The sequence below is a fragment of the Streptomyces sp. S186 genome (assembly GCF_051603415.1).
In the GTDB taxonomy this organism is placed as follows: Bacteria; Actinomycetota; Actinomycetes; order Streptomycetales; family Streptomycetaceae; genus Streptomyces.
Window position 1 is genome coordinate 6088322 of the sequence record NZ_CP193932.1, and the last position, 17153, is coordinate 6105474.

A 17153-nucleotide genomic window follows, 5' to 3' on the forward strand; every position below is an offset into this window, starting at 1 on the left:
CGGAATCCGGCGGAAGAGGGGCGCATATGGGCTGGACGATCCTCTACATCGCGTTCGCCCTGGTCGCCCTGTGGCTGCTCGGTGAGGTGCTGTTCCAGAACAAGGCACCGCTGCGCTGGCGGCTGCTGGCGCTGGGCGGCTTCCTCGGCGTGGTGACCGGCGTGCTCCTGCCGTCGGTCATCGTGATCGCGCTGGGGGCGGTCGCCTTCGCCGTCGGGCAGACGTATGTCACGCTCTCCGTCCGCCGCGGCTACACCGAGGGCTGGACGATCGGCGGCCGGCCCAAGCCGGGCCGCCGGCGCCGCGCCCGCCCCTCCCGCGGCGCCGCCGCCGGACCGAACCTCCAGGTTTCCGGGCTGACGGAGGAGACGGCGCCGGACGCCGCCGGGAGCGGCGCGGAGCCGGCGGCGGCCGGCGGCCACGGCGAGGACGCCACCGGGACCGGTGGCCCCTACGCGCCGCCGCAGGACCCGGCCGGTAGCGGTGAACCGCCCGCCGCCGCCCCGGACTTCGCCTACGCCTACGCCGACGCCCCCACCGTCTACGCCCCCCAGCCGATGCCCGACGAGACCGGGACCTACGGCGTCTACAGCCCCGACGCCCGCCCCGACCAGCCCGCCGGCGCCTCGTACGACCTCTTCGGAAACGTCACTGCAGAGGGCGAGGGCCTCGGCTACGGCGAGGGCAACGGCCATGGCTACGACGGCGGTTACGGCCGGCCGGCCGGTCAGCCCGCCGGCCAGGACGGCTACGCCGACCCCTACCCGTCCTACGACGACGGCGCCTACCACCACGGCACCCAGGCGCCCTACTCCGACCCGTACATCGGCGCCCAGCAGTACGCCGCGCACTACGACCCGTACGAGGAGCCCGATCCGTTCGGCGCGGCGCCGTACCAGCCCGGCGCCTACGACCCCTTCGGCGGGCAGCCGGGGCATCAGGGCCAACAGGTGCAGCAGGGCCAGCCGTACGGCCAGGAGCAGTACCCCCAGTCGCCGCCGGACGGGGTGTGGGTGCCGCAGCAGCGCGACACCGGGCACCCGGCGGAGCAGCCGGCCTACCCGCCCCAGGAGCCGGGGTACGGCGAGCAGCGGTACCACTACTGAGCGGCGGACCGGCGGGTCAACTCCGGGTGCCTGAAGCCTGGTTGGGCGTGGCCCGGCCCTTGGTGCCGCCTCCGCCCCCGGAGCTCCGGAGGCGGCCCGGGGCTCACTCCGAGCCGTGCCAGTCGTCGCCGTGCACGATCAGGCCGGCGACGAGCGCCCCGGACATCCCCGCGTGCGCCAGCCCGCCGCCGGGGTGGGACCAGCCGCCGACGGCGTAGAGCCCCGGTATCCGGGTGCGGTTGCCGGGCCGCAGGAAGCGCCCCTCCCGGCCCGGCAGCGCCGGACCGGGCACCGGGCCGCTGTCGGCCGGCGAGCGGACCTCCCGCCACAGCACCCGCTCCCGCAGGCCCGGTACGGCCGCCTCGGCGGTCTCGACCAGCCCGTCCGCGGCCCGCTCCAGGGCCTCGGGGTCGCGCCAGTCCACGGGGCCGTGCGGGGCGACGGTGGCGGTGAGGGTCACCGCCTCGTGGTCGTCGTCGGGCCGGGTCGTGGGGTCGTCGGGGCGCAGCACCGTCACCGTCGGCCGGGCGCACGGCTCCCGGCGGCCGTGTCCGTCGCCGAAGACGCCGGCCGGCTCCGCGGCGCGGTCGGCGGCGTGGACCACCGTGCGGTGCACCGCGTCCGCCGGGCGGGCGCCGCGCAGTGCCAGGCAGACCGTCAGCCGCGCGGCGGCCCCCTCGCCCGGCTCCGGAGCGGGGCGGACGTCGCCCTCGCCCCACAGTGCGCGGCCGGCGCAGAGCTCCGGCAGCCGGGCCGGGTCGATGCCCGCGACCACGAACTCGGCGTCGGCCGGCCGCCCGTCGGCCAGCTCCACACCGGCGACCCGGCCGTCCTTCTCCACGATCCGGGTCACCTCGGCGCCGAAGGTGAACTCCACCTTGCGGGCCCGGCAGCGCGCGTACAGTGCGTCGGCCAGCGCCCGCATGCCGCCGCCGACGTACCAGCTGCCGAAGGTCTGCTCCATGTACGGCAGCACGGCCGCGCTCGCCGGGGCGGTGCGCGGGTCGAAGCCGTACGCCAGGGCGTGGCTCTCCAGGAGGGCGGTCAGCCGGGGGTCGGCGAGCTCGCGGCGGGCGACCTCGGCGAGGGTGGCGGTCGTCGGCCCCCTGCCGCCGCCCAGCCCGAACAGGCGGCGGCGCACCGCCGGATACGGATCGCGGCCCAGCACCCGCCAGTCGGCCCGCAGCGGCTCCTCCAGGAGCGGCCGGCGGGCGGTGTCCCACGCCTCCCGGGCGCGGACCATCAGGTCGCTCCAGCGCTCGCCGCGGCCGGCGCCGAGGGCCTCGTCGAGGGCGGCGAGGACGCCGGCCCGGGAGGCGTTCGGCAGCGTCACGACGGTGCCGTCGGGGAAGACATGCCGGCTCGCGGGGTCGACCTGGGTCAGCTCGACGCACCGCTCCAGCGGCTCACGGCCGGTCTTGACGAACAGATCGCGGTAGACCGCCGGCAGATGCAGCAGGCCGGGCCCCGTGTCGAAGGCGAAGCCGTCCCGCTCGAACCGTCCCACCGCGCCGCCGTACGTCGCCCCGCGCTCGAACACCGCCACCCGGTGGCCCGCGACGGCCAGCCGGGCGGCGGCCGCCATGGCGCCCATCCCGGCGCCGATCACCGCAATCCCTGCCATGCCTGCGACTGTATCCGGCGGCACTGACAACGCCGCCGCCGACGGCCGCCGCCCGGTCCGGCGGTGGGCTCAGCCGGCCGGTGGCGCGGCGCCGGCGTCCGCCGCGGCGAGCCGCTTCTCCGCGCGCCGCGCACGCCGGCGCCGCAGGTACCGGCGGATCCGCGACCACAGCAGGATCACCACCGCGACCCCCGCGAACAGCAGCGCCGCCGCGATGCCCGCCGCGATCCACGGGTGGAACAGCGCGAACGCGATGAGCCCGGCGACGCCCAGGTCCTCGGCCAGGCTCACCACGATGTTGCTGGCCGGCTCCGGCGAGGTGTTGACCGCGATCCGGGTGCCCGCCTTGACCAGGTGGCTCACCAGCGCCGTGGAGCCGCCCACGGCACCGGCCGCCAGCTGGGGCAGCGACCCGTCGTGCCCGGCCAGCAGCGCCGCCACCACCCCGCCGGCGATCGGCCGGACCACGGTGTGCACGGCGTCCCAGACGGAGTCCACGTACGGGACCTTGTCGGCGATCGCCTCGACCACGAAGAGCACCGCGGCGGCGATCAGCACATCCGGCCGCTCCAGTGCGGCGGGGACCTCGTCGGAGACCCCGGTCACGCCGAGGAGACCGAGGAGCAGGACGACGGCGTAGGCGTTGATCCCGCTCGCCCAGCCGCTGGTGAAGACCAAGGGAAGTACGGACACCCGGCAGATCGTAGGCGCTGCGAGGGCCCCGCCGCCCGGCTCATGGCGCGAGGTGCTCAGCTTTGAGTATCCGTACTCAGACGGCGAGATGAGTAGGTACGCGGATGGGCCGGCGCCCGCCGGGACGGAAGAGTGGAGACCACGGAAGGGAAGCGGCGCCGCACCGCCGACACGGGGCGGCGGAACGGCGCGGCTCCCGGACGGAACGGGGGAACGACGGGGGAGTACGGGGGAACGACGGGGGACGGTGCTGCCCTGGTCGGATCGGTCGGGGGAACGATCCGTGCCAGGGCAGCACCCATTTTCCCTTACGGGCTCATATGTCCGTAAGGGCATGTGTGGCGCTCCGGGGAGCGGGGGCTTCCTAGGCGCGCCGGCCGGTGACCCGCCCCTGGAGGAGCCGCGACAGTGCCGCGTGCACGTCGTCGATCGACCGGTCCGGCTGGTACGACTGCCAGTCCAGGGCGGCCACCAGGACCATCCCGAACAGCGCCGAGGCGGTCAGCGGGATGTCGATCTCCTCGCTCAGCTCCCCGCCGGCCACGGCCTCCCGCAGCACGTCCTCCACCACCGTGATGGCCCGCTCCCGCACCACCATGAGCGTGGACTGCCACGCGCGGTTGGTGCGCCACAGTTCGGCGACGTAGAGCTGGGTGAGCGCCGGGTAACGGGCGATGAAGTCCAGGCCCGCCCGGATCATCGCGTCCAGGGCGTCGACCCGGGTGCCGCCCCCGTCGGCGACCTCTTCGGCGGCCGCCTGGAGGGACGTCGCCAGCAACTCGATGCCGTGCCGCAGCAGCTCCTCGAAGAGGACGTTCTTGCTCGCGAAGTTGTAGTACACCGTGCCCTTCGCGACCCCCGCCCGCTCGGCGATCTCGTCCACCGTGGTGGAGGAGAAGCCCTGTTCGGCGATGAGCGTGACCGCGGCCTCGAAGAGCTTGCGCCGGGTGGCGTCGCGGCGTGTGTTGGAGCTGTCCATAGGGGCGATTCTGCCGGTAATCACTGTGCGCACGCTCACAGGCTCAGCTCCGGGTGGAGGTCCTTCATGCGCACCACCTGGCGGCCGCGCGCCGCCAGGGCGGTCAGCGCGAGCCCCCCGAGGGTGAAGGCGAGCAGCACCGCACCGCCCTGCCATACGGGCGCCAGGTCGCCGCCCGTGATGAGCCGGCGCAGCCCCTCGACCACGTAACTCATCGGCAGGAAGGGGTGGATGGCCCCGAAGAAGCCCGGGCTGGTCTCCACCGGGTAGGTGCCGCCCGCCGACGTCAGCTGGAGCATCAGCAGCGCCAGGACGAGGATCCGGCCGGCCGGCCCGAACTTCGCGTTCAGCCACTGCACGAGCGTCGAGAAGCAGCCCGTGACCAGGACGAGGAAGCCGATCGTGCCGACCGCCCGGGCCATCTGGAGGCCGAGCGCGAAGTGCAGCACGGCCATCAGCGCGGCGGTCTGGAGCACCCCGATGCCGAACACCGGCAGCCAACCGGACAGCGCCACCCGCCAGGAGGGCGCGCCCATCGCCAGCGCCCTCCGGTTGAGCGGCGGGATCAGCATGTACGCCACCATCGCGCCCACCCACAGGGACAGCGGGATGAAATACGGGGCGAACCCCGTGCCGTAGTTGGGCGCCTTGTGGGCCGAACCGGACGCCAGCCGCACCGGGTCGGACATGACCAGGGTGCGCGCGTCACGGTCCTTCCTGCCGTAGTCGGGGATCTGCCGCGCCCCGTCGCGCAGTCCGCCGGCCAGCCGCGCGGAGCCGTCGGAGAGCTTGAACATCCCGCCGTCCAGCGTCTGCGCGCCGTCCTTGAGGCGGCCGACGCCGGCGTCCAGGTCGGTCATCCCGGAGGCGGCGCGCCCGGTACCGTCGTGCAACTGCCGGGCCCCGTTTCCCAGCCGGTCCGCTCCGGCCGCCAACTGGGCGTTGCCCGCGGCCAGTTTGCGGGCGCCGGCGGAGACCTTGTGCGCGCCCTCGTTGAGGTCGTTGATCTTCCGCACCGCGGCGTCCATGTCGGCGCCGAGGGTCGGGCCGTGCGCGGCCAGTTCGGAGGCGAGGGAGTGCAGGGTGTCCAGATCCCGGCCGAGCTGGTCGAGGTTCTTCTGGTCGTGGACGTAGCCGCTGACCTCTTCGGCGGTGTCCGCGGCCGCGTCCGCCTGCTCGGTGAGCTGCTTCAGCTCGGCGCAGTCGGCCGCCAGGCCGAGGCCGCTGCCGCAGCGCAGCCGGTAGTAGGCGGCGAGGTGGTCGGAGATGCCGCGGGAGAGCGTGGCGCCCGTGGACGCCGCGGCGGGCAGCTTGTCCAGGTGGTCGCGCACCGCCTGGGCGCCGTCCGCGACCAGTCGCGCGGCCTCGCCGATCTCCTTGCCGTGCGCCCGGACGAACGGTCCCACCTTGCCGGCGATCCCGTTGACGGTGTCCGCGAGCTGCTGGGTTCCCTGGGCCACCTGCCCGGAACCGTCGGCCAGTTGGCGCGACCCCCCGGCGGCGGTGCCGGCGCCCCGGGCGAGGTCGGCGCTGCCCCGGCTGAGCCGCCCGGCGCCGGCGTCGAGGTCGCCCAGGCCGCCGGCCAGCCGGGCGCTCCCGTTCTTGGCGGTGCCCAGGCCGTCGGCCAGTTTGCCGGCGCCGTCCCTGGCCTGCCCGATGCCGTCCTGGAGCCGGCCCGCGCCGTCGGCGGCCTGCTCCGTCCTGCCGTGCAGGGTGGAGAAGGAGACGAAGATCCTGTCGAGGAAGGTCCGCGACGCCTTGGCCGAGGCCGCCGCGCGCACCTCGGAGAACACCGTCCGGGAGATCTGGCCGACGATGTAGTTGTTGGCGTCGTTGGTGCGCACCTTCAGGGCGGCGGTCTCCGGGTGGTTCCCGGAACTGGAGGCGATCCGCCGGCTGAAGTCCCTTGGAATGGACAGCGAGAGGAAGTACGTGCCGTCCTCGACTCCCCGGCCGGCCTCCTCGGCGTCCACCCGGTGCCAGTCGAAGGTGTGGCTGTCGCGCAGTCCGGCGACGAGGCCGTCGCCCGCGGAGAGGTGCTGCCCGCCGACGTCGGCGCCCCGGTCCTCGTCGACCAGCGCGACTGGTATCCGGTCCAGCCGGCTGTAGGGGTCCCAGAAGGAGCACAGGTAGAGCGCGCCGTACAGGAGCGGCAGCAGCAGGAGCGCGGCCAGCGCGGCGCGCGGCAGCTTCCCCCTGCCGAACCGCTTCAGCTCCAGCGCGGCCAGCTTCGGCGAGCGCATCGGTCGCCCCCTCCTCGTCGTGCCCGCCGCACACGGGGCGCTTCCCTGCACTGACTGGTCAGTTCAAAGTAGGGAGCCCTCCCGCCCTCCGCAAGAGGTTCCGCGGAATTCCGTGAAACCCCGTTCCGGTTCCCCGCCCGATGTCCGTTTTCCGGCAAAACCGCAGGCCAGGGCCGATTGTCAGTGGTGTGCCGCACGATGGGTGCATACGGTCCGCATCGGCACGCCGGTCCCCAACCGCCGTGCGACGAAAGGAGGTTCGTCATGGCAGCTCGTCCCGCCGCGGGCAGCTCCGCTGCGTACGGTCCCCCGAGCGATGTCCACCCCGTCCTGCGCCGGGCGGCCGCACCGCCCGCCGCCCTCGACCTGCTCACCAAGGCCCAGCACGGTCTCGACGAGGCCGAGACCCTGCAATCCGCCAACGAACGCTTCGCCACCGCCCATCTGGCCGCGCTGCGCGCCGCGGCCGCGGTCCTCGCCGTGCGCGGCCGGCCGGAGCCCACCGCGCGCCGCCGGAAGACCATCCGTAGCGCCTGGGAGGTGCTGCCCGAGGTCGCTCCCGAACTCGCCGAGTGGAGCGCCCTGTTCGCGGCCGGCGCCGACCGCCGGGCCCGGGCCGAGGCCGGCATAGCCGGCGCGGCGAGCCACCGCGACGCCGACGACCTCCTGCGGGACGCCGGGATGTTCCTCCGCCTCGTCGAGCGGATGCTCCGGTCCCAGCCGGTGCTGCCGCCGCAGCGGGCCGAGCGGGCCGGCTGACGGCCCGTGCCTCGGCGGCGCGCGGGCCGGGCGCGGCACCCGGCGGAATACGGAATAGGGTGGTGAGCGACTGGATGTTCTTGCCCCGCCGAGGAGCCACCCACCGTGTCTGACCCGCTGCGCCCGCGCGCCTCCCTTCGTACCGCCGTGGTCTGGGACGTCCTCAAGGACGCCCTGGAGCGCCGGGTCAAGGCCGCCGGGCGCGACGCCCTGGATGTCCTCGACACCGGCGGCGGCAGCGGCAACTTCGCCGTTCCGGTGGCCCGCCTCGGCCACCGCGTCACCGTCGTCGACCCCAGCCCCAACGCCCTCTTCGCCCTGGAGCGCCGGGCCGCCGAGGCCGGGGTCGCCGACCGCATCCGCGGCGTCCAGGGTGACGCCCACGGCCTCTTCCAGGTCGTCGAGCGCGGCGGCTACGACGCGGTGCTCTGCCACGGCGTGCTGGAGTACGTCGACGACCCCGCCGAGGGCCTGGGCAACGCCGTCGGCGCCCTGCGCCCCGCCGGCACCCTCAGCCTGCTCGCCGCCGGCCTGGGCGGGGCGGTCCTCGCCCGCGCCCTGGCGGGTCACTTCACCGAGGCCCGCCGGGCTCTCACCGACCCCGCCGGCCGCTGGGGCGAGGGCGACCCGGTGCCCCGCCGGTTCACCGCCGAGCAGCTCACCGACCTGGTCACCGCCAGCGGCCTCCAGGTCGGCGCGGTACACGGTGTACGGATCTTCGCCGACCTGGTCCCCGGTGTCCTGGTCGACACCGAGCCCGGCGCCCTGGACGCCCTGCTGAAGCTGGAGACCGCCGCGGCGGAGCAGCCCGCGTTCCACTCCGTCGCCACCCAGCTGCACGTCCTCGCCGAGCGCGACTGACCGGCCGCGCGGCCGGTTGGTCACCGGCGCGGCCGTCCGTCGACCGCACACCGCTCCGTACCGCCCCTGAGCCCCGCCTCGGGGCGCCGGTCCGTGCCGTCGCACCGGCGCGCCCGGGACCATGGCCGTCACGGACGGGGGCGGCGGGCCGCGCGGGAGCGCCGTCGAGGTGACCGGGCGACGCCCGCGAGCACCGCGTGCGGTCGGCCACAGGCCACCCGAACAGCCGCTTCGCCCCGTATGATCGGGGTACCACGTTCCGGCATGACGGACAGGCGGGTGGGGAATGCAGCCAGCATCACCACCGCGCAGCCGCGGCGGTGCGGACGGTGAAGTGGCGCAGAGGGGCGGGTTTCACGGGGGCGATTCCCTGCCTATCCTGAAAGGGCCGCACCCGGTCGCCCCCCGCGACCGACGAGTAGGAGGACTCCGTGCCGCTCTCGGAGCACGAGCAGCGCATGCTCGAGCAAATGGAGCGAGCGCTGTACGCCGAAGATCCCAAGTTCGCGACAGCGCTTGAGGGAAGCGGGCTGCGTACGTACACCCGGCGACGGGTCTACCAAGCGGTCGCGGGCTTCCTGGTGGGTATCGGCCTGCTCATGGCCGGCATGGTCGCGCAGCAGATCTGGTGGGTCAGCATCGTCGGCTTCCTCGTCATGCTGGGCTGCGCCGTCCTGGCCGTCACCGGCTGGCGCAAGGCCCCCAAGCCCGGTGAGCGCGGTGCGCCGCGCCCGGCCGGGACGCAGGCCCGCCGGCAGGTCAAGTCGCGCCGTTCGATGATGGACCGCATCGAGGACCGCTGGCAGCGCCGCCGCGACGAGCAGCAGGGCCACTGACCGGCGCCTCCGAAGCCCCCGCCTCCGGCGCCCGGCGCGTTCTTCTCCTTGGATTCCGTTCCTCGGATTCTCGTTGGATTCCGTGGCATGGATCCGGCCAATCTTTTCCGCCTCGGCGACTGCGGGGCTGGGGCCGGCCCCGGTGATCGACTTACGGCTGTCGTGCCGTGCGGGGTGCGGGCCGTACGGGGTGAGGGTGCCCGGCGTCCGTGTCGTCTGACGTGCTTGGCTCGTGAGGCCCGCCGCAGGTGATTTCCGATTTCCGTGATGCGGCCCCGGCCGGCCCCCACCGCCCCGAGCCCTGCATCCCGCGCCCCCACGCCGCGGGCCCCCGCCCCCGCCTACGCCCGTTCGCCGCGTCGCCACCCCGCCGTGCGCAGTGCGGCTGCGGCCGTCGCGTGCCGGGCCAGGGTGGCCGGGCGGCTGTTGCGGCAGCGCAGGCGCAGGGCCGACGTGCGCGCCGCCCAGGCGTGGCGGAGCCGGGCCGCCGAGCGCGGGGCGAACTGCGCCCGGAGCCGCAGGGCCCGCGGCGCCCCGTCGCGCAGCCCGGCCCGCACCTGCCGGACGTCGGCGGCGAGCCCGGCCGCCGGGGCAGGCCGCGGGGCGTAAAGGACCTGTTCGACCGCCGTGGCGACGCGCCGGGCGGCGGCCGCGGCGTCGGGTTGCAGTTCCCCGATGCGAATGATCCGGGCCGCGGCCGCGCGGGGCGTCAGCGACTCGTCCGGGAAGATCCCGAAGTCCCAACCGGTGTCCAGCAACTCCTGCCAGGCGGCGAGGGTGCCCGCCGCGGCGTCACCGCCCGGGCCGCCCGCCAGCCGGCGGGCGCGGACCCGGCTCCGCCACAGCACCGGCGCCGCGGGCAGCGCCACGACCAGGAGCGCGGCGAGGACGACGGCCGCGAGCGTCCAGGGCGAGGGCCCGCCGCCCGGCGGGCCGGCCGTCGGCACCGGGGGAGCGGCCGCGCAGTCCGGTCCGGAGTCCGCCCGACGGTCGCCGGCGCCGCAGGACGGGATCGCGGACGGGCCGGTGGAGGGCACCGCGGACGGTGCCGGTGTGTGCTCCGGGCCGGTGGAGCCCGGCGTCTGCGAGGTGTCCGGGTAGGCGTAGTCCGGGACGCTGCCGCGGCTCGGGGTCGGCTCGAAGCGCGTCCAGCCGACGCCCTGGAAGTACAGCTCGGGCCAGGCGTGCGCGTCCTTCAGGCCGACCGACGTGGTGCCGTCGGGCTGCCGGGTGCCGGGGGTGAAGCCGACCGCCACCCGGGCGGGGATGCCCAGTGTGCGGGCCATCGCCGCCATGGAGAACGAGAAGTGGACGCAGAAGCCCTCCTTGTCGTGCAGGAAGCGGGCGATCGCCTCGGTGCCGCTGCCCGCCCGGACCTCGGTGTTGTAGGTGAAGCCGCCGTAGAGCGCGAACCAGTCCTGGAGCTTGACCGCCTTGTCGTAGGCGGTGCGGGCGCCGCGGGTGACCTGGCGGGCGGTGGTGCGGACGACCGGGGGGAGCGAGGCCGGCACCTTGGTGTACTCGCGCCGCAGCGCGGCGGGCGGCGGCGGGGCCGAGGCCAGCTGGCGGGCGGTGGGCCGCACCTGGAGGCTCTCGACCTGGTACTGGAGGCCGTGGGTGTTCTGCCCGCGGTCGCCGACCAGGGTGCGGCCCTCGGGCTCGAACCGCCAGCGGCCGGGGATGTCCACCTTGGCCGCCGGATACGGGAGCGGCAGCCAGTTCTGCGCGTACCACTGGGCGGTGGACAGGGAGGTGTTGATCCGGGTGACGGGCACGTCGGGGCTGAGGCCGGGCGGCCGCGGCAGCTCGGCGGGGACGTCGGTGACCGTGCGCTCGGAGGGCTTCCAGGCCGTGCCGTCGAACTGGTCCAGGGCGACGATCCGCAGATACATCTCGCGGGTGTCGAGGGCGGTGGTGCGGTAGTTGAGGACCTCGCGGTCCTCCGGTTGGTTGAGGCTGTCCTGGAGCGAGACCAGGGGGTTCACCGCGGAGATGGTGCCACCCCCGCCGCCCGGGCCCTCGCCGGCGGCGTTCGCGCCGAGCAGCCCGCCGTCCAGGGACGGCAGCACGGCGGGCACCAGCAGCGCGACGCCCAGCGCCAGCGCGCCGATCCGGCGGCCCCGGCGGATCGGCACCGGACCGCCGCGGCGCTCTCCCGGCCGGCCCGCCCCCGCGGACGGGCCGCCGAACACCCGGCCCCACTGGGTGAGCCGGTCGCGGCCCTCGGCGAGCAGGAGCAGCAGATAGCCCACGGCCGCCACCACGAACCACAGCCGGCCCGAGCCGCCCTGGGACAGCCCCGCCGCCACGGAGTACAGCGCGAGCAGCGGCAGCCCCGCGGGCGCGGCGCTGCGGTAGGTGACCGCCAGCGCGTCCACGACCAGGCCGATCAGCAGCACCCCGGAGACCAGCAGCAGCCGGATGCCGGGGGTGACCGGGGCCGGGATGGCGTACCGGCCGACGTCCCGGACTCCGGCGTGCGCCAGGTCGGCGAGCGCGCTGACGGCGTCCGGGCCCGGCAGCAGTCCGGCGATCGCCTGGCCGCGGGCGAACACCACGGTGAGCAGCAGGACGGCCGCCAGCGCCTGGACGCCGACGGTCAGCGGCCGGGCCAGCGGGATCCGCCGGGCCAGCGCGCCCACCCCCGTCACCAGCGCCAGCAGCAGCGCCGCCTGGAACATCCAGGTGACCGGGTCCACCAGCGGCAGCAGCGTGCCCCCGGCGCACAGCGTCGCCACCATCGCGCACAGCGCCAGCCGCGCCCGCCCGCTCATGCCGCGCCCCCGCTCCGTCCGGGTCTGCCGTCTCCGCCGCGGCCCGGGGACGCCCCGGCCGTGGCGGCCGGCGTCGCCCCCGCCCGGTCGGCGGCCCGCCACAGATCGGCCAGCGCGACGCCGGGCGCCACCGGCAGCGCCGTCCAGCCGGCGTCGCGCAGCATCCGGACCCGCTCGCCGACCGGTGCCCCGTCGCGGGAGAGACGGATCCCGTCCGGCCCCCTGGACCAGGCGTCGGTGTCCAGGACGAAGGCGACCGCGGTGGCGCTGCGCCGGCGGATCCGCCCGGCCAGCGCGGCCTGCTCCTCGTCCAGACCGCCGAAGAAGGCGACCAGCAGTCCTTCCGTGCCGCCGCGCAGCGCGTCGTACGCCGCGGCGAGGCCCTCCTCGGCGGAGTGCTCCACCACGGCCAGGGCGTCCAGCAGTAGGCCCCCCGCGTCGGCGGCCTCGCCGGCGCCCGCGAAGCCGCCGCCCTCCGGACCGGGCACCGCGCGGCCGGTGTCCGTCAGCAGCCGCACCGAGAAGCCCCGCTCCAGCAGGTGCAGGGCGACCGACGCGGCGCCGGCCACCGCCCACTCGAAGCCCGAGTCGGGCCCCGCGCCCTCATGGGCGACGGCCCGGGTGTCGAGCAGGACGGTGCAGCGGGCCTTCTGCGGCTGCTCCTCGCGACGGACCATCAGTTCGCCGTGGCGGGCGGTGGAGCGCCAGTGGACCCGGCGCAGATCGTCGCCGTGGCGGTAGCCGCGCGGGATGATGTCGTCCTCGCCGGCCAGCGCGGGCGAACGCCGGTGGCCGTCGCCGTACCCGGCGGCCTCGCCGGCCAGCCGGACCGGCGGCAGCGGCTCGACGCGGGGCACCACCGTCAGGGTGTCGAACGTGCTGAAGGACCGCGTCAGCTCGCACATCCCGAACGGGTCGGAAAGGCGCAGCTGCAGCGGCCCCAGCGGATAGCGGCCGCGCAGGTCGGAGCGGACGCGGTAGGACACCTCACGGTGCCCGCCTGGCTCGACGCGGTCCAGGACGAAGCGCGGGCGGGGCCCGAGGACGTAGGGGACCCGGTCCTGGAGCATCAGCACGCCGGTCGGCAGCCGGGCCACATTTTCCACCCGGAGCCGGACCCGGGCCTCGGCCGCGGCCGGCACCCGGGCGGGCGTGAGCGTGCGGCTGCCCGCGACGCGGTAGCGGGTGCGGTACAGCACCAGGACGCACACCAGCGGCAGCACCGCCAGCAGCAGTCCGACCCGCAGCAGATCCGCCTGCCCCAGGAGATACGCGCAGGCCGCGGCGGCCACCCCGGCCGCCAGGAACGACCGACCGCGCGTCGTCAGCCCCGCCAGCGCGGCGCGCGGCCCGCCCGGCTCGGGCGCCCCGGTGCTCCCCCCGCCGGACATCACAACCCCCGGGCGCCGGGCGGCTGCTGGCCGCGGGCGGGCTGCCGCCACTGCGGGGCGGAGGGGGCGGGCACCGGTGTGCGCTGCACGATCTCCAGCACCACCTGCTCGGCCGTGCGGCGGTTCAACTGGGCCTGCGCGGTGGGCAGCAGACGGTGCGCGAGCACCGCCACCGCCAGCGACTGGAGGTCGTCCGGGAGCGCGAACTCCCGCCCGGCCATGGCCGCCGCGGCCTTCGCCGCGCGCAGCAGATGCAGGGTGGCCCGCGGGGAGGCGCCGAGCCGCAGATCGGGGTGGCTGCGGGTGGCCGCGACGAGGTCGACGGCGTACCGGCGGACGGCCTCGGCGACGTGGACGGTGCGCACCGCCTCGGTCAGCCGCACGATCTCGTGGGCGTGCGCCACCGGGCGCAGATCGTCCAACGGGGAGGTGCCGCCGTGCACGTCGAGCATCCGCAGCTCGGCCGCCGGGCTGGGGTAGCCGATCGACACCCGGGCCATGAAGCGGTCCCGCTGCGCCTCCGGGAGCGGGTAGGTGCCCTCCATCTCTACCGGGTTCTGCGTCGCGACGACCATGAAGGGGCGGGGGAGGTCGTAGGTCTGGCCGTCCATGGTGACCTGGTGCTCCTCCATGGACTCCAGGAGCGCGGACTGGGTCTTGGGGGAGGCGCGGTTGATCTCGTCGCCGATCACGATCTGGGCGAAGATCGCGCCGGGCTTGAACTCGAAGTCCTGCCGCTGCTGGTCGTAGACGCTGACGCCGGTGATGTCGGACGGCAGCAGGTCGGGGGTGAACTGGATGCGCCGCACCGAGCAGTCGACGGACCGGGCCAGCGCCTTGGCGAGCATCGTCTTGCCGACGCCGGGCACGTCCTCGATGAGCAGGTGCCCCTCTGCCAGCAGGACGGTCAGCGCGAGCCGTACGACCTCCGGCTTGCCCTCGATCACGCCCTCCACGGACCGGTGCACCCGCCCGGCGGTGGTGGTCAGATCGGCAAGGCTCGCTCGTTCGTCATACGTCGTCACTCGGCCCTCCTCGGCCCGTCGACGGGTGGCCGACGCCCCCTCGACGGACCCGGTCCTCCCCGCGCGCATCCCGCCCGGCTCGGGCCGGGGCGATGTCACGTACGCATTCTGGCCGCCCGCGCGGCCCCGCGTCATGGCCTGTGGACAACTCACACCCTTCGAGTCCGACCAACGGGACAAGTCCGGCGAACCGGGCGCGAGGGAGGAGAAGCGAACGGGACCCGCCGCCGTGCGCGGCAGGTCCCGTACCAGCTCAGTGCCGCGGGTCGATCTCCCGCAGCAGGCCCGTCGTCACGTCGAAGACAAAGCCGCGGACGTCGTCGGTGTGCGGCAGGAACGGCGAGGTGCGCACCCGCTGCATGGACTGCCGGACGTCCTCGTCGAGGTCCTTGAACGCCTCAACCGCCCAGGTGGGCCGCTGGCCGACCTCGGCCGCCAGCTCGTGCCGGAAGTCCTCGGTCAGGCCGAGCAGACCGCATCCGGTGTGGTGGATGAGGACCACCGACCGGGTGCCGAGCGCGCGCTGGCTGATCGTCAGGGAGCGGATGATGTCGTCGGTCACCACGCCGCCGGCGTTGCGGATGGTGTGGCAGTCGCCGAGCTCCAGGCCCAGCGCGGCGTGCAGGTCGATACGGGCGTCCATGCAGGCCACGACGGCGACCTTGCGCACCGGCCGGGCGTCCATGCCCGGGTCGGTGAAGGCGGCGGCGTACCGTCGGTTCGCCTCGACGAGTTGGTCGGTGACCGTGCCCTCGGAGGCGGCGGGCGTGCTGTCGGCGGACGGGGGCAGCGGCTGCGACGCGGGTATGGCCATGGATTCACCGTAAACGTTCAGGGCTTTTTCGGCCCCTCCGGAAAGCAGGGCGTAGGGGGCAACATCACACCTTGTGAGGTAATCCACAGGGTGGGACGTCCCCAGGCAAAGCCGCACGAAAACCTTCGGGCACACCCTGCGGGGGACGCGCGGAACCGGTTGATTGACCGGGGCGGCAGGTGGACTAAAGTGGCGCGAAGTGGGAGGCGTGACGCTCTCCTTGGATCCCGGATCCCTCGCGTGCGTGACCGTACGTACGGTTCGGCCTCCTCCCGCTCCACCGGTCATCCGACGTCACTTCCCCGTCGCCGGAGGGCCACTTCCCCTTCAGAGCGGGCGGGGACCAAGCGGTACGTGCGGCATCCCCCAGCCAACGGCCGGGGACCCACCTGCCGCCCACCATCGGAAGGCGCATGAGCAGCAACACTCGCCACGTACCGGTCATGCTCCAGCGTTGTCTGGACATGCTCGCCCCCGCGCTCGCCGAGCCCGGCGCGGTCGTCGTCGACTGCACCCTCGGCCTCGGCGGGCACAGCGAGGCGCTGCTCGAACGGTTCCCGGAGGCCCGGCTCGTCGCCCTCGACCGCGACCCGTCCGCGCTCCGGCTCGCCGGTGAGCGGCTGGCCCCCTACGGCGACCGCGCCACCCTGGTGCACGCGGTCTACGACGAGCTGCCCCAGGTACTCGACCGGCTCGGGCTGCCGCATGTCCAGGCCGTCCTGTTCGACCTCGGGGTCTCCTCCATGCAGCTCGACGAGGCCGACCGCGGCTTCGCCTACGCCCAGGACGCCCCCCTCGACATGCGGATGGACCAGACGACCGGCATCAGCGCCGCCGAGGTCCTCAACACCTACCCGCCCGGCGAACTCGTCCACATCCTGCGCTCCTACGGGGAGGAGAAGCAGGCCAAGCGGATCGTCGCGGCGGTGGTCCGGGAGCGGGAGAAGGAGCCGTTCAGCACCAGTGCCCGGCTGGTCGAGCTGATCCGCGACGCGCTGCCGCAGGCCGCCAAGCGCACCGGCGGCAATCCGGCCAAGCGCACCTTCCAGGCGCTGCGCATCGAGGTCAACGGTGAGCTGGCCTGCGTCGAGCGCGCCATCCCGGCCGCCGTCAAGGCGCTCGCGGTGGGCGGCCGGATCGCCGTCCTCTCCTACCACTCGCTGGAGGACCGGCTGGTCAAGCAGGTCTTTGCGGCCGGCGCGAGCAACACCGCGCCGCCCGGCCTGCCGGTCGTCCCCGAGCGCTACCAGCCGCGCCTGAAGCTGCTCACCCGCGGCGCCGAGTTGCCCACGGAGGAGGAGGTCGCCGAGAACCGGCGGGCGGCCCCCGCCCGGCTGCGCGGCGCCGAGCGCATCCGCGAGGACATCGCGTGACAGGGCAGGGGAGCCGCCCACGCGGCCGGCAGCGGCTGGCCGCGCTGCTGCCCTCCCCGCCCCGCGGCGGCACCGCCGCGCGCACCCCCTTCGTCCTGCTCGTCGTCGTGCTCCTGGGCTCCGGGCTGATCACCCTGCTGCTGCTCAACTCCGCGCTCAACCAAGGCTCGTTCGAGCTGAGCCGGCTGGAGCGCAGGACCGGCGAGCTGACGGACGAGCAGCAGGAGCTCCAGCAGGAGGTCAACGGCTACTCCGCGCCCGACGAGCTGGCGCGGCGGGCCCACAGACTGGGCATGGTGCCGGGCGGCAACCCGGCCTTCCTGATGCCGGACGGCACCGTCCGCGGCGCGCCGGGCCCGGTCTCGTCCTCCGGCACCCCGTCGGCCGCGTCCGCCGCGCCGCTGCCGCTCGGCCCGATGCCGCCGCGGCCGGCGCCCCAGGAGACCCCGCCGGCGTCCGTGCTGCCGGCGCCGGCCCCCGCCGTCCGCGCCGCGTTCGGACCGCTCGCCCCCAGCGCCCCGGGCCTCCTGCTGCCCGCGGGCCCGCCGGCCACCCCCGCGGCCCCGGCGTCCGTCCTCACACCCGACGCGCCCGCCCCGTCCGCCGCCGTCCGCCTGTCCGAGCCGCCGGCCGGGCCCCAGACCGCGCCCGCCCCGTCGGCCTCCGGCAGGTGAC

Annotated in this window: 14 protein-coding genes; 6 read left to right on the forward strand and 8 right to left on the reverse strand. The window is 75.3% G+C overall.

Annotated features, from left to right (window positions below):
* Positions 1-26: 26 nt before the first annotated feature.
* Positions 27-1106: a hypothetical protein gene (locus ACRAS8_RS26215; protein WP_438488458.1), complete on the forward strand. Its 1080-nt coding sequence runs from the start codon at positions 27-29 to the stop codon at positions 1104-1106.
* Positions 1107-1209: 103 nt separating this feature from the next.
* Here ACRAS8_RS26215 and ACRAS8_RS26220 read toward each other — a convergent pair whose 3' ends face one another.
* The 4 genes from ACRAS8_RS26220 to ACRAS8_RS26235 form a co-directional block, all read right to left on the reverse strand.
* Positions 1210-2730 (reverse strand): phytoene desaturase family protein, encoded by a 1521-nt coding sequence (locus tag ACRAS8_RS26220; protein ID WP_438488459.1) that lies wholly within the window; start codon positions 2728-2730, stop codon positions 1210-1212.
* A 69-nt stretch (positions 2731-2799) separates the two neighbouring features.
* The gene (locus tag ACRAS8_RS26225; protein ID WP_438488460.1) at positions 2800-3423 is read right to left on the reverse strand and encodes a DUF4126 domain-containing protein; all 624 of its coding nucleotides are present in this window, start codon (positions 3421-3423) and stop codon (positions 2800-2802) included.
* Between the two features lie 364 nt (positions 3424-3787).
* On the reverse strand, positions 3788-4402 hold the full coding sequence (locus tag ACRAS8_RS26230) for a TetR/AcrR family transcriptional regulator (RefSeq protein ID WP_438488461.1): 615 nt from the start codon (positions 4400-4402) through the stop codon (positions 3788-3790).
* A 35-nt stretch (positions 4403-4437) separates the two neighbouring features.
* Complete coding sequence (locus ACRAS8_RS26235) at positions 4438-6645, reverse strand: YhgE/Pip family protein (RefSeq protein WP_438488462.1); 2208 nt, start codon at positions 6643-6645, stop codon at positions 4438-4440.
* A 264-nt stretch (positions 6646-6909) separates the two neighbouring features.
* Here ACRAS8_RS26235 and ACRAS8_RS26240 point away from each other — a divergent pair, with 264 nt between their 5' ends.
* From ACRAS8_RS26240 to ACRAS8_RS26250, 3 genes are all read left to right on the forward strand, one after another.
* Positions 6910-7404, forward strand: coding sequence for an SAV_6107 family HEPN domain-containing protein (locus tag ACRAS8_RS26240; RefSeq protein WP_438488463.1), 495 nt, complete (start codon positions 6910-6912; stop codon positions 7402-7404).
* Between the two features lie 105 nt (positions 7405-7509).
* A complete protein-coding gene (locus ACRAS8_RS26245) occupies positions 7510-8265 on the forward strand; it encodes a methyltransferase (RefSeq protein ID WP_438488464.1) in 756 nt (251 codons plus the stop codon).
* Between the two features lie 431 nt (positions 8266-8696).
* Entirely contained in the window at positions 8697-9101 is a 405-nt protein-coding gene (locus tag ACRAS8_RS26250; protein ID WP_438488465.1) for a DUF3040 domain-containing protein, read from the forward strand.
* Positions 9102-9442: 341 nt separating this feature from the next.
* Here ACRAS8_RS26250 and ACRAS8_RS26255 read toward each other — a convergent pair whose 3' ends face one another.
* From ACRAS8_RS26255 to ACRAS8_RS26270, 4 genes are all read right to left on the reverse strand, one after another.
* Positions 9443-11875, reverse strand: a complete 2433-nt coding sequence (locus ACRAS8_RS26255) for a transglutaminaseTgpA domain-containing protein (protein ID WP_438488466.1) — start codon at positions 11873-11875, stop codon at positions 9443-9445.
* Positions 11872-13266: a DUF58 domain-containing protein gene (locus tag ACRAS8_RS26260; RefSeq protein WP_438488467.1), complete on the reverse strand. Its 1395-nt coding sequence runs from the start codon at positions 13264-13266 to the stop codon at positions 11872-11874. Before ACRAS8_RS26260 ends, ACRAS8_RS26255 begins: the two co-directional genes overlap by 4 nt.
* A complete protein-coding gene (locus ACRAS8_RS26265; protein ID WP_438488468.1) occupies positions 13266-14291 on the reverse strand; it encodes an AAA family ATPase in 1026 nt (341 codons plus the stop codon). The genes ACRAS8_RS26260 and ACRAS8_RS26265 overlap by 1 nt, the downstream gene beginning before the upstream one ends.
* Before the next feature lie 253 nt (positions 14292-14544).
* On the reverse strand, positions 14545-15105 hold the full coding sequence (locus ACRAS8_RS26270) for a beta-class carbonic anhydrase (protein WP_438488469.1): 561 nt from the start codon (positions 15103-15105) through the stop codon (positions 14545-14547).
* 413 nt (positions 15106-15518) lie between these two features.
* On the opposite strand from ACRAS8_RS26270, the gene rsmH reads away from it, so the two are divergent.
* Entirely contained in the window at positions 15519-16478 is a 960-nt protein-coding gene (gene rsmH, locus ACRAS8_RS26275; protein WP_438488470.1) for a 16S rRNA (cytosine(1402)-N(4))-methyltransferase RsmH, read from the forward strand.
* Positions 16475-17152 (forward strand): septum formation initiator family protein, encoded by a 678-nt coding sequence (locus tag ACRAS8_RS26280; RefSeq protein ID WP_438488471.1) that lies wholly within the window; start codon positions 16475-16477, stop codon positions 17150-17152. Before rsmH ends, ACRAS8_RS26280 begins: the two co-directional genes overlap by 4 nt.
* The last annotated feature ends 1 nt before the right edge of the window (position 17153 follow it).

What these genes read in the sequence shown, in the direction of transcription:
- ACRAS8_RS26230 (WP_438488461.1), bottom strand. Translation starts at nt 4,402, where the DNA reads ATGGACAGCTCCAACACACGCCGCGACGCCACCCGGCGCAAGCTCTTC.
- ACRAS8_RS26240 (WP_438488463.1), top strand. Translation starts at nt 6,910, where the DNA reads ATGGCAGCTCGTCCCGCCGCGGGCAGCTCCGCTGCGTACGGTCCCCCG.
- ACRAS8_RS26260 (WP_438488467.1), bottom strand. Translation starts at nt 13,266, where the DNA reads ATGTCCGGCGGGGGGAGCACCGGGGCGCCCGAGCCGGGCGGGCCGCGC.
- ACRAS8_RS26215 (WP_438488458.1), top strand. Translation starts at nt 27, where the DNA reads ATGGGCTGGACGATCCTCTACATCGCGTTCGCCCTGGTCGCCCTGTGG.
- rsmH (WP_438488470.1), top strand. Translation starts at nt 15,519, where the DNA reads ATGAGCAGCAACACTCGCCACGTACCGGTCATGCTCCAGCGTTGTCTG.
- ACRAS8_RS26220 (WP_438488459.1), bottom strand. Translation starts at nt 2,730, where the DNA reads ATGGCAGGGATTGCGGTGATCGGCGCCGGGATGGGCGCCATGGCGGCC.
- ACRAS8_RS26255 (WP_438488466.1), bottom strand. Translation starts at nt 11,875, where the DNA reads ATGAGCGGGCGGGCGCGGCTGGCGCTGTGCGCGATGGTGGCGACGCTG.
- ACRAS8_RS26235 (WP_438488462.1), bottom strand. Translation starts at nt 6,645, where the DNA reads ATGCGCTCGCCGAAGCTGGCCGCGCTGGAGCTGAAGCGGTTCGGCAGG.
- ACRAS8_RS26270 (WP_438488469.1), bottom strand. Translation starts at nt 15,105, where the DNA reads ATGGCCATACCCGCGTCGCAGCCGCTGCCCCCGTCCGCCGACAGCACG.